This window comes from Litchfieldella anticariensis FP35 = DSM 16096 (genome assembly GCF_000409775.1).
Classification (GTDB): Bacteria; Pseudomonadota; Gammaproteobacteria; order Pseudomonadales; family Halomonadaceae; genus Litchfieldella; species Litchfieldella anticariensis.
On record NZ_KE332391.1, the window covers coordinates 577086 to 588887 of the forward strand.

An 11802-nucleotide genomic window follows, 5' to 3' on the forward strand; every position below is an offset into this window, starting at 1 on the left:
TGCTCGAGGGCTTCTTCCGCGACACCAGGCAAATACAGAAAGGGCCGTTAAGCAGGGGCACCGTAGCTCATCAACCGCTCATAGCGCCTACTGAGAAGGGAGTCCGTGCCCATCCCCTGCAATCGCTCGAGGCTGCTTAGCAAGGCTTCCTTGACGCGCTCGGCGGTAGAGAGCGGGTGCCGGTGTGCGCCACCAAGCGGCTCCTTGATCAAGGTATCGACGAAGCCCAGTTCCTTGAGGCGCTCGGCAGTGATGCCCATGGCATGGGCCGCGTCGGAGGCCTTTTCGGCACTCTTCCACAGAATCGACGCACAACCTTCGGGAGAAATGACCGAGTAAGTGGAGTATTGCAGCATCTGCAATTCATCGCACACGCCAATTGCCAGCGCTCCACCGGAACCACCCTCACCCACCACAGTGGAAATGATCGGTGTCTTGAGCCGGGACATCACCGCCAGGTTGTAGGCAATGGCTTCGCTCTGACCACGCTCTTCGGCATCGATACCCGGATACGCACCGGGGGTATCGATAAACGTCAGCACCGGCATCTTGAAGCGCTCAGCCATCTCCATCAGACGGCAGGCCTTGCGGTACCCCTCCGGGCGCGGCATGCCGAAGTTGCGGCGCACCTTCTCCTTGACGTCTCGCCCCTTCTGATGACCAATGACCATCACCGGTTTGTCGTCAAGGCGTGCCACCCCACCCACGATGGCGGCGTCGTCGGCAAAGTGGCGATCGCCGTGCATTTCATCGAAATCGGTGAAGATGTGCTCGAGATAGTCGAGGGTATAGGGACGTTTGGGATGTCGCGAGAGCTGCGAGACCTGCCAAGCCGTGAGGTCGCGGAAGATCTGTTCGGTCAGCTTCTTGCTCTTTTCTTCGAGCTTGGCGATCTCGTCATTGATATTGATCTTGCTGTCGTTGCCGACCAGCCGCAGCTCCTCGATCTTCGCTTGCAGCTCGGCAATGGGCTGTTCAAAATCAAGATAGTTGGGGTTCATAGAGTTTCAGCTTATTGGAAGTCGGGCAGCCTGAGGCCACGGCTGTCATGAAAAGGTCGCAAAAGTGTTAGGCATTATCGCAGCTTGACCGCATGGCGCAAGACACACCCGGTCATGGACTTTTCATGTTCAACGGTACTTGAGACGTACTCCGTCCTGACCCTCCACCTCGCGCAGAGCGATCAACAGTTCATCGGAGGGCGAGACACGCCACTCCTCGGCCAGCTCTAACCAGCCACGCGCCGCGGCATTGCGGTATTCCAGGCGCACCGGCAAACCCGCGGTATTGCAGTGTGGCGACAGGCTATCGCGCAGGTTGTCGATCAAGCGGCCATTGGTCAAGGCACCATCCACCGAGAGTTCCACCGCCTCGCCATAGCGGGTTCGCGCGTCGACCATGAGGGTGATTTCCTTGCCACGCAGCCGCAAGCCACCGGAATAGTCGTCACTGGAAACCTCACCCTCAACGATCAGGACCTGCTCGGTATCCAGGCGCCCTCGGAGTTGTTCGAACAACTCACCGAACAATGACGCCTCGATACGCCCGGTACGATCGTCAAGAGTGACGAACGCCATGGTATCGCCACGTTTGGACTTCATGGTACGCAGCCCCACGACCAGGCCGGCAACTCGTTGAGACTCACGTGCTGGACGCAGATCGGCAATCCGCGTGGAAACGAAGCGCTTGAGCTCATGTTCGTACTCGTCGATGGGATGACCCGTGAGATAGAGTCCCAGGGTTTCCTTCTCACCGGCCAGGCGTTCCTTGTCGCTCCAGTCGCGCACCCCGCGATAATCAACGTAGGCATCCCCTTCGTCCTCGTCGGCGAAGGCTTCCCCGAACATGTCGACCATGCCCAGGCTCTGGTTGGTCAAGTTCTGAGCTGCAGCCTTGAGTGCAGCATCGAGCGCTGCATTGAGGACCGCCCGTGATGGCCCCAGGTTGTCCAGCGCCCCGGAGCGAATCAACGCTTCCAAGGTGCGCTTGTTCAGCCGCTTGGGATCGACACGACGACAAAAATCGAATAGATCCTTGAATGGACCCTCCGTCTCACGGGCTTCGACGATAGCACCGATTGGCCCCTCGCCGACACCGCGAATGGCGCCAAGACCGTAGACAACGCGCCCCTGATCGTCGACGGTGAACTTGTAACCACCAACGTTGACGTCCGGCGGAGTAACCGTCAGTCCCAGATTGCGACACTCCTCGATCAGCGGTACTACCTTGTCGAGGTTGTCCATCTCGGTGGACAGCACCGCGGCCATGAACGGGCCGGGATAATGAGTCTTGAGCCAGGCGGTCTGGTAGGAAACCAGGCCGTAAGCTGCCGAGTGCGACTTGTTGAAGCCGTAACCGGCGAACTTCTCTACCAGATCGAAAATGTTACCGGCCAACTCCTTGTCAATGCCGTTGGCTGCGCAGCCCTCCATGAAGCCAGCACGCTGCTTGGCCATTTCCTCGGGCTTCTTCTTACCCATGGCGCGGCGCAGCATGTCGGCCTGGCCCAGACTGTAGCCCGCCAGCACCTGGGCGATCTGCATCACCTGCTCCTGGTAGAGGATGATGCCGTAGGTGGGTTCGAGCACGGGCTTGAGCCACTCGTGCTGGTAGTCCGGGTGCGGGTAGGATATCTCGGCGCGGCCGTGCTTGCGGTTGATGAAGTCGTCGACCATGCCCGACTGAAGCGGCCCCGGGCGGAACAGCGCAACGAGGGCGATCATGTCCTCCAGCGAGTCGGGCAGCAGTCGCTTTATCAGTTCCTTCATGCCGCGCGATTCGAGCTGGAACACCGCCGTGGTCTCGGCGCGCTTGAGCATCTCGAAGGTGGGCCCGTCGTCGAGCGGGATGCTGTCGATATTGAGCGGCCCCTCGCCCTTGACCGCGCGCACCTTGTCGACCATCTCCAGCGCCCAGTCGATAATGGTCAGGGTGCGCAGACCGAGAAAGTCGAACTTGACCAGCCCGGCCTCCTCGATGTCGTTCTTGTCGAACTGCACGACCAGTCCGTTGCCCTCCTCGTCGCACAGCAGCGGCGAGAAGTCGGTCAACTTGGTCGGCGCGATCACCACGCCGCCGGCGTGCTTGCCGGTGCCGCGGGTGATGCCCTCGAGCTTGACCGCCATTTCCCAGATCTCGGCGGCCTCCTCGTCGTTCTCGATGAACTCCTTGAGGGCCGGTTCCGCTTCGATGGCCTTGGCCAGGGTCATGCCCACCTCGAAGGGGATCAGCTTGGAGAGCTTGTCGCCGAGCGAATAGGGCTTGCCCTGGGCGCGAGCCACGTCGCGCACCACCGCCTTGGCCGCCATGGTGCCGAAGGTGACGATCTGCGACACCGCGTTGCGTCCGTAGCGGTCGGCCACGTACTCGATCACCCGGTCGCGCTTCTCCATGCAGAAGTCGACGTCGAAGTCGGGCATCGAGACCCGCTCGGGATTGAGGAAGCGCTCGAACAGCAGGTCGTATTCCAGCGGATCGAGATCGGTAATCTTCTGCGCGTAGGCCACCAGCGAGCCAGCACCGGAGCCGCGCCCCGGCCCCACCGGGACGTCGTTATCCTTGGCCCACTGGATGAAGTCCATCACGATCAGGAAGTAGCCGGGGAAGCCCATCTGGATGATGATGTCGAGCTCGAAGTCGAGGCGCTCGCGGTAGCGCTTGTCGATCTCGGCGAACTCAGTGCCGTCGCGCGGGTACTTCTCGGCGGGGTAGAGAAAGTCGAGGCGCTCGGTGAGGCCGTCGTGGGAGACCTTGCGGAAGAACTCATCCTGGGTCATGCCCTCGGGGATCTCGAACTCCGGCAGGAATATCTCGCCCAAGCGCACGTCGACATTGCAACGCGCGGCGATCATCACGCTGTTCTCGAGCGCTTCGGGAATGTCGGCGAACAGCTCAGCCATCTCCGCAGGGCTCTTGAGGTACTGTTCCTCACTGTAACGACGCTCGCGCCGAGGGTCGTCGAGCGCCTTGCCCTCCCCAATGGAGACTCGAGTCTCATGAGCCCAGAAATCCTCGCGGGTCAGAAAGCGCACATCGTTGGTGGCCACGACCGGTGTGCCGGTTTCCAGTGCCAAGTCCACCGACAAGTGAACACACTCCTCCTCGTATTGACGCCCAGTACGAGTGAGCTCCAGATAGAAACGTCCCGGGAAATAGTGCTGCCATTCGGCCAGCAACTCCCGGGCCTCGTGGCCATGATCGGACAACAGGAAGCGGCCGATCTCCCCTTCTCGAGCACCGGATAGCGCAATTAGCCCGCCACTCTGGGCGAAGACCCATTGCTTGTCGAGAATCGCCACACCCTGACGCTGCCCTTCGCTCCACCCACGTGAGATCAGCTCAGTGAGGTTGCGATAGCCTTCGGCATTCATCGCCAACAAGGTGAGTCGATAGGGATGATTCTCGTCGTGCGGATTGGCGAGCCACAGGTCGGCGCCGATAACCGGCTTGAGTCCCTCGCCTTGGGCCGTCTTGTAAAGCTTGACCAGACCGAACAGGTTGGCTTCATCGGTCACCGAGATCGCCGGCATACCCATCTCGACCGTCGACTTGACCAAGGGCTTGAGGCGCACCAGGCCATCGACGAGGGAGAATTCACTGTGCACGCGCAAATGAACGAAGGGGGGTATCGTGGTCATAGCTTGGCCATGGGCTCGTGTGCAATAAGACGAAGATCAGAACAGTTCGAGTTGTCGCTTGACCGGAGCAAAGGTACGACGGTGCTCCGATAGCGGTCCCAGACGTTCGAGTGCCGCCAGATGTTCCGGCGTTGGATAGCCCTTGTGTCGCGCGAACCCGTAGTCGGGGAAGCGTTCGTGCAGCGTCAGCATCTGCGCGTCACGGGCCACCTTGGCCAGGATCGAGGCGGCACCGATGGCCGGGTGGCGAGCGTCACCCTTGACCACCGCCTGACCGGGAACATGATGCCCAGGCAAACGATTGCCGTCTACCAGCAGGTATTCAGCACTCGGTTTCAGTGCATCGATGGCCCGGCGCATGGCAAGGTGTGTTGCATGATAAATATTGAGCTCGTCGATCTCTAGTGCCGAAGCTTCAGCGACGGCAAAGGCCAGGGCCTTGTCGCGAATCTCTTCCGCCAGGTGCTCGCGTCGTGCGGAGGTGAGCATCTTGGAATCACCGAGCCCATCTACGGGGCGAGCGGGGTCGAGAATCACCGCTGCAGCCACCACCGCCCCGATGAGAGGACCTCGTCCCACCTCATCGACACCAGCTAACAACGTGCCGTCATACTTGATGACCAGCTCGGGGTATTCAACTGGCATCGGCGATCTCCGGAGCCACGCTTTGCGGCAATTCGCGTCCCTCGATCAGGGCTTCAACGGCCTCTGCAGCACGAGCACTGGCTCCACGCTGCAGAGTTTCATGCATCCAGGCGAAGCGTCGTTCCAGTACCTGGCGCCCCTTCGCATCGTTGAATATGGCTTCGAGGCGTTCAGAGATGGCGGCAGCATTGGCCGCCTCTTGAATCAGCTCAGGTACCAGCGATTCACGTGCGATCAGGTTGGGTAGCGATATCCAATCGGTCTTGACCAGGCGTTTGGCCAACCAATGCGTTGCCGGCGCCATCTTGTAGGCGACCAGCATGGAACGATGGCACAACATCGCCTCGAGAGCCGCCGTTCCCGAGGCCAACAAGACGACATCACTGGCAACCATGGCCTCACGAGAAAGGCCGTCGAGCAGGGTCATGCGCTTGCGGAGCACTGGGTATTCGACCAATAGCCTTTCTAGCTCCGTGAATCGCTGCGCGGTCGCTGCCGGAAGCACCACGTGCAGCCGTGGAATCCGATGACACAACCGCTCGGCCGCCTCGAGAAATGTGCTACCGAGAAAGCGAATCTCGTTGGCACGCGACCCGGGCAACACAGCTAAAATCAGTGCATCGGATGCCAAGCCCAGATCCTTGCGTACCGCTTCACGGTCATTGACCAGCGGCAGCTCATCAGCCAGTGGATGGCCGACGAAGGCTACCGGCACTCGGTGGCGACGGTAGAACTCGGCCTCGAAGGGCAGGAAGGTCAGCATAGCATCCACCGAGCGGGCAATTCCCTTGACGCGACCTTGCCGCCAAGCCCAGACCGAAGGACTGACATAATGAGCCGTGGTGATCCCACCCTCGCGAAGTTGGCGTTCGAGTCCAAGATTGAAGTCCGGCGCATCGATACCAAGCATGATGTCGGGACGCCAGGCCAAAGCGTCGCGCCTCAAATCACGACGTACCCGAATCAGTTCCGGCAGGTGCTTGATCACCTCGACCAGCCCCATCACCGACAGCATTTCCAGTGGATAGCGACTGACCATACCCTCGGCAATCATACGTGGCCCACCGATACCGCGAAACTCGACGTCGGCGAAGCGCGCCTTGAGCGCGCGCATCAGCCCCGCGCCCAGGATATCGCCAGAGAGTTCACCAGCTACCAAATAGACCCGCACAGTCATGGCTTAGCGTACGATGCCGCGGGTGGAAGCCCGGATCGAGGCGACGAAGGTGTCGGTCTCGGGGAACTGAAAGCGTGACTCGATCGTAGTCAATGCCTGTTCGATAGTCAGCCCCTGGCGATAGACCAACTTGTAGGCCTCACTCAGTGCCTTGATCGCCTCGCTGGAGAAACCGCGACGTTTGAGCCCTACCAGATTCAACCCGTGCGCCTGGGCCGGATTGCCGTTGATCATCGCATAGGCTGGAGTGTCCTTGGTGATGATCGATCCCCCACCCGCCATGGCATGGGCACCGAAATGGCAAAACTGGTGAATGGCCGAAAGCCCGCCAAGAATGGCGAAGTTACCCAGAGTGACATGACCGGCCAACGTCACCTGATTGGCCAGAATGCAGTCGTTCCCGATCACGCAATCATGGCCGACATGCGCATAGGCCATGAACAGATTACGACTACCGATGGTGGTCTCGTTACGGCCTTGAACGGTTCCGCGATGCAAAGTCACACCCTCGCGGATGACATTATCGTCACCCATCACGAGCAGGGTAGGCTCGCCGCCGTACTTCTTGTCCTGACAATCCTCGCCCACCGAGGCGAACTGGAAGATACGGTTTCGCTCGCCAAGGCGAGTGGGACCCTTGATTACCACATGCGGGCCAATCCGGCTTCCAGCTCCGATCTCCACGTGTGGCCCGATGATGCTGAACGGGCCGACCTCGACGTCCTCAGCCAGGTGGGCCCCGGGGTCTACGATGGCAGTGGGATGTATCAAGCGACCTTCCTCTCAGCACAGATGATATCGGCTTCACAGGCCAGTTCGCCTTCCACCGTGGCACGACAGGCGAACTTCCAGATACCGCGCTTGCCGCGCACGACCCTGGCTTCCAGCAACAACTGGTCACCCGGCATCACTGGGCGTTTGAAACGGGCATTGTCACTGCCCACTAAATAGTAGACATAGCCGTCCGCAGGAAGCTTGTTGACGGTCTTGAAACCGAGGATGCCGCAAGCCTGGGCCATGGCCTCGATGATCAGGACACCCGGCATGATCGGATGATGCGGGAAGTGGCCATTGAAAAACGGCTCGTTGATGCTGACATTCTTGTAGGCGATGATGGATTCGCCCACTTTGAGTTCTTTCACCCGATCAATCAGCAGAAAAGGATAGCGGTGTGGCAGATACTCACGAATCTCGTTGATGTCCATTACCATCGATGCGACCTCTGAAATGACGAAATGCTCACCTTATGGGTGAGCACGCAATGGCGGGTATCCGCCGCCTTCCTGGCTGGGGTGGGCACGACTCATGGCCCTCTTCCCACACCACTAACGGTTGCGTTGTTTCTTCTCGAGACGTGTCAGTCGCTTGACGATGTCGTCGAGTTGCTTGAAGCGCACCGCGTTCTTGCGCCACAGAGCATTGCTCATGGCACCGGTACCAGAGGAATAAACCCCTGGCTTGTGAATCGAGTTGGTAACCAGGCTCATGCCAGTTACCTGCACACCGTCGCACAAGGTGAGGTGTCCGGACAGACCGACTCCGCCCCCCAGCATGCAATTCCTGCCAACCTTGGTCGAGCCAGCAATGCCCACGCAACCGGCTAACGCACTGTGATCGCCGATCTGCACATTGTGAGCGATCTGTACCTGGCTATCGATCTTGACATCGTCACCGATGACCGTATCACCCAATGCCCCTCGATCGATGCTTGAGCAACTACCGACCTCGACGTCATCGCCAAGGACCACGCCCCCAAGCTGGGCAATCTTGTGCCAGCGGCTACCATCATGTGCGAAGCCGAAACCATCGCCGCCAATCACGCAACTGCTGTGCAGAATGGCACGCTTGCCGATCACTACGCCATGGCAGACAGTGACATTGGCATGCAGCCGTGACCCCTCTCCTATCACCGAGTCGGTACCTACCACACACCCAGGCCCGACGATGACCCGATCACCCAACCGGGCACCGTCTTCGATCACAGCGTGAGGGCCGACCTGCACGCCTTTCCCCAAACTTGCGCTCGCGGACACAACCGCCGTTGGGTGGATACCCGGGGCATCCCGAGCCGTCAACGGATCGAACAGGGCAGAAAGTTCGGCATAACCAAGGTAGGGGTTGTCCATTGTCAGACAGGCCGTGGGGCAATCATCGGCATGACTGGGATGCAGAAGAACGGCGGCGGCGCGCGTATCAGGCAAGAATTTGAGATAGGCCCGATTGGCCAGGAACGTGATGTCCTCGGGACCGGCGTCACTCAGTGTCGCTAGGCCGCTGACTCGCCGAGTGCCATCACCGACCAGCCGCGCCCCCAGTCGTCGGGCGATCTCGTCCAGCGTGAAGGCGTGGTCTTGAGCATTGTTCATGAGCGTTCTACTGATCGGTGTGGTCTTGGTCACTACCTGTTCACTCGGTCAGGTTACTCGAGCGAATTGAGAATCTCAGTGACTTCATTGGTCAGGTCAAGGCCCTCTTCCACATGAATCACCGCATTGCGATCCACCAGAACCTGGACGTCATGACGGTCGACGACCTGTTGCACAGCCTGTTCCAGCTTGGGCTGGGCCTGTTGGAGAAACTGTTGTTCGGCCTGTTGTTGCGCTTGGGCGATCTGGCCACGCAGTTGCTGAAACTGAGCCCCCTTCTGCTGCAGTTCTTGCTGAGCGGATTGGCGCTCACTTTCCGACATTACCGCGCTGTCTTGCTGCAGGCGCTGCTGCAATTGCTGCAACTCCTGTCCCAAGGCCTGGGCCTGCTGTTGCTGACCACTAACCTGGTTCCTCAGTTGGTTCATGGAACTCTGTGCCGAATCAGTAGCCAGCAAGGCTTCACGCCAGTCCAGCACCGCCACGTCTGCCGCTTGTGCCGGCAACGCAAAAGCTCCCAGCAAGCCGAGGCACAGAGCTCCGGTCAATTTACGCATATGCTCGATCTCCTCGTGATCCATTACCGCAAAGGGCACATCAGAAAGTTTGTCCCAGAGAGAACTGGAAGAACTGGGTGTCGTCACCTTCCTTATCGTTAAGCGGCTCCGCCACACTGAATGTCAGTGGGCCTATGGGCGTCAACCAGGACAAGCCGACCCCCGCACTGTAACGTAGTTCTCCCAGGTCGACACCCGACTCACAGAGAGAAGTATCGCCTTCCAATACTTCGTAGCAGTCGGTCAGGAAGGTATTGCCAGCATCCAGGAATAGCCCGGCCTGCAAAGAGCGCTGATCTGCCACGAATGGCACAGGGAAGAGCAACTCGGCGGAACCTTCCACCAGGACATTGCCGCCCAAGGTACGGTTGTTACCGTCACCACGCGATGTCGTGCGTGGCCCCAGAGTGTTGGCGGTAAAGCCGCGTACCGAGCCCAGGCCACCGGAGAAGAAATTCTCGTAGAAGGGGTAGGGCTCCCCCCCTCCCAAGGTATCAGCATAGCCCAACGTGGTACCGAACTTCAGTGACCAGGCGTCGTTGAGGGCAAAGAGCTGCTGAGCCTTGAAACGCAACTTGTAGTATTCGGCATCACTACCTGGCACAGCAGTTTCCAGCGATAGCCGCTGATAGTTGCCTGCCGTGGGCATGATGCCGCGGTTGAGATTGTTGCGTGTCCAACTCGCGGTCAGCTTGAGACTCTGGGCATCAGCCCCCTGGTCTTCCACATAACGCATGATCTCGGAAGCGGTATCGTTGTAAGTCTTGATCGACAGGTCTTCAACGCCGACCCCGAAGTTAAGCCGTGAAAGTTCGTTGACTGGATATCCGAAATTGATTCCACCACCGTAGGCATCGGTGGAGTAGGTGGAAATATCGGAGTCTTCGTAATCGGTCTCGCGGTAGAAAAGGTTATAACCGCGCGAGATCCCATCCAATGTCCAGTAGGGGTCGGTGAAGCCGAAATTCAGATTGGTAAAGGTGTCGCTGCGCTGGGCGCCGATGTTGACACGATTGCCAGTGCCCAGGAAGTTGTTCTGTGCCAAAGATGCACCGTAGATGACCCCAGCGCTCTGCGAGAAGCCAATACTCGCCGATATCGAGCCGGAAGGCTGCTCCTCGACGTTGTAAGTGACGTCGAGCAGGTCAGGCTCACCGGGTACCGGCTGGGTTTCCACATCGACCTGGCGGAAGAAACCCAGTCTCTCGAGGCGCTGGCGCGATTGGCTGATCTGCTCGGTGGAGGCTGGCGCGCCTTCCATCTGGATCATTTCACGACGCAGGACCTCATCTTGGGTAGTGGTATTGCCGACAAAGTTGATACGCCGGACGTAAGCACGCCGCCCCGGGTCGACCATGAAGGTGACATCCACGCTGTCGCCATCGTCATTCACCTCGGGAACCCCATCAACGCTGGCAAAGGCGAATCCGTCGGCACCAAGACGAGAGCGCAGAGCTTCCGAAGAAGCGGTGATGTCGCTTTGAGAGAAAATCTCGCCGGGTTGGGCCTGGACCAGTGAACGAGCCTCTGACTCCGGGATTTTCAAGTCGCCCGCGAAGTGAATATCGCCCAAGCGATACTGCTGACCTTCCTCGACATTGATGGTGACGAATATCTGTGACTTGTCGGGACTGATTGAGACTTGAGTCGACGCGATGTTGAAGTTCACGTAGCCACGATCGAGATAGTAGGATCGTAACCGTTCCAAGTCACCCGACAGAGCTTCGCGAGAATATTCGTCACTCGAGAACCAGCCGAAGAGCCAGCCCGGCTGATCCTCGAGTTCGAAAATATCGCGCAAGGTCTCGTCATCGAACGCTTGGTTGCCGACGATATTGATCTGGCGAATCTTGGCCACCGCACCTTCGTTGATCTCGATGTTGACCCGGACCCGGCTGTCGTCGATCTCCTCGACTTCGGCATCGATGCTGGCGCTGTAGCGCCCCTGTCCTTGATAGACGCCTTCGAGTTCGCGCTGGATTTCTTCCAGAGTCGACAGTTGCAGCACCTGCCCCTCGGCCAATCCTGCCTCGCGTAACCCTTGGCGCAAATCTTCATCGGATATCTGTGAATTACCGGTGATATTGAGATCGGTAATGAAGGGACGTTCCACGACTTGGATGATCAGGACGTTGCCGTCACGAGCCAACTGGACATCATCGAACAGGCCTGTCCCGAATAGTTCACGGGCTGCCTGTGCCAACTCTCGCTCATCGACACGATCATTCGTACTGACGGGGAAAGCATTGAAGACGGAAGCTGCGGAAACACGTTGCAGGCCTTCCACTCGAATGTCGGAAACATTGAAGGGTTCTGCCAGCGCTAGCTGGACCTGAGCGCTGGCAAGTAGCAGCGCCGCCAATCCGATGGTCTTGAATTTCATGCAGTCGATTCGCTCGAGTTGGGTCCGCCCGCGGGTT

The 11802-nt window shown here is 59.1% G+C and carries 9 protein-coding genes; all 9 read right to left on the bottom strand.

The features are described from left to right. Positions 1-47 precede the first annotated feature (47 nt). A complete protein-coding gene (accA, locus tag L861_RS15055) occupies positions 48-1001 on the bottom strand; it encodes an acetyl-CoA carboxylase carboxyl transferase subunit alpha (protein ID WP_016417332.1) in 954 nt (317 codons plus the stop codon). 129 nt (positions 1002-1130) lie between these two features. Beyond that, on the bottom strand, positions 1131-4637 hold the full coding sequence (gene dnaE, locus L861_RS15060) for a DNA polymerase III subunit alpha (protein WP_016417333.1): 3507 nt from the start codon (positions 4635-4637) through the stop codon (positions 1131-1133). 36 nt (positions 4638-4673) lie between these two features. After that, positions 4674-5282, bottom strand: coding sequence for a ribonuclease HII (gene rnhB / locus L861_RS15065; protein ID WP_016417334.1), 609 nt, complete (start codon positions 5280-5282; stop codon positions 4674-4676). Next, the gene (gene lpxB / locus L861_RS15070; RefSeq protein ID WP_016417335.1) at positions 5272-6459 is read right to left on the bottom strand and encodes a lipid-A-disaccharide synthase; all 1188 of its coding nucleotides are present in this window, start codon (positions 6457-6459) and stop codon (positions 5272-5274) included. The genes rnhB and lpxB overlap by 11 nt, the downstream gene beginning before the upstream one ends. Positions 6460-6462: 3 nt before the next feature. Then, on the bottom strand, positions 6463-7230 hold the full coding sequence (gene lpxA, locus L861_RS15075; protein WP_016417336.1) for an acyl-ACP--UDP-N-acetylglucosamine O-acyltransferase: 768 nt from the start codon (positions 7228-7230) through the stop codon (positions 6463-6465). After that, positions 7227-7670: a 3-hydroxyacyl-ACP dehydratase FabZ gene (gene fabZ / locus L861_RS15080; RefSeq protein ID WP_021029209.1), complete on the bottom strand. Its 444-nt coding sequence runs from the start codon at positions 7668-7670 to the stop codon at positions 7227-7229. Before fabZ ends, lpxA begins: the two co-directional genes overlap by 4 nt. Positions 7671-7784: 114 nt before the next feature. Then, positions 7785-8825: a UDP-3-O-(3-hydroxymyristoyl)glucosamine N-acyltransferase gene (gene lpxD / locus L861_RS15085; protein WP_016417338.1), complete on the bottom strand. Its 1041-nt coding sequence runs from the start codon at positions 8823-8825 to the stop codon at positions 7785-7787. A 53-nt stretch (positions 8826-8878) separates the two neighbouring features. After that, entirely contained in the window at positions 8879-9382 is a 504-nt protein-coding gene (locus L861_RS15090; protein ID WP_016417339.1) for an OmpH/Skp family outer membrane protein, read from the bottom strand. A 40-nt stretch (positions 9383-9422) separates the two neighbouring features. Continuing rightward, entirely contained in the window at positions 9423-11765 is a 2343-nt protein-coding gene (gene bamA / locus L861_RS15095; protein WP_016417340.1) for an outer membrane protein assembly factor BamA, read from the bottom strand. Positions 11766-11802: the final 37 nt, after the last annotated feature.

Bases quoted from the DNA above. Each gene is read 5' to 3' on its own strand.
- accA (WP_016417332.1), bottom strand. From the start codon at position 1,001: ATGAACCCCAACTATCTTGATTTTGAACAGCCCATTGCCGAGCTGCAA.
- dnaE (WP_016417333.1), bottom strand. From the start codon at position 4,637: ATGACCACGATACCCCCCTTCGTTCATTTGCGCGTGCACAGTGAATTC.
- rnhB (WP_016417334.1), bottom strand. From the start codon at position 5,282: ATGCCAGTTGAATACCCCGAGCTGGTCATCAAGTATGACGGCACGTTG.
- lpxB (WP_016417335.1), bottom strand. From the start codon at position 6,459: ATGACTGTGCGGGTCTATTTGGTAGCTGGTGAACTCTCTGGCGATATC.
- fabZ (WP_021029209.1), bottom strand. From the start codon at position 7,670: ATGGTAATGGACATCAACGAGATTCGTGAGTATCTGCCACACCGCTAT.
- lpxD (WP_016417338.1), bottom strand. From the start codon at position 8,825: ATGAACAATGCTCAAGACCACGCCTTCACGCTGGACGAGATCGCCCGA.
- L861_RS15090 (WP_016417339.1), bottom strand. From the start codon at position 9,382: ATGCGTAAATTGACCGGAGCTCTGTGCCTCGGCTTGCTGGGAGCTTTT.
- bamA (WP_016417340.1), bottom strand. From the start codon at position 11,765: ATGAAATTCAAGACCATCGGATTGGCGGCGCTGCTACTTGCCAGCGCT.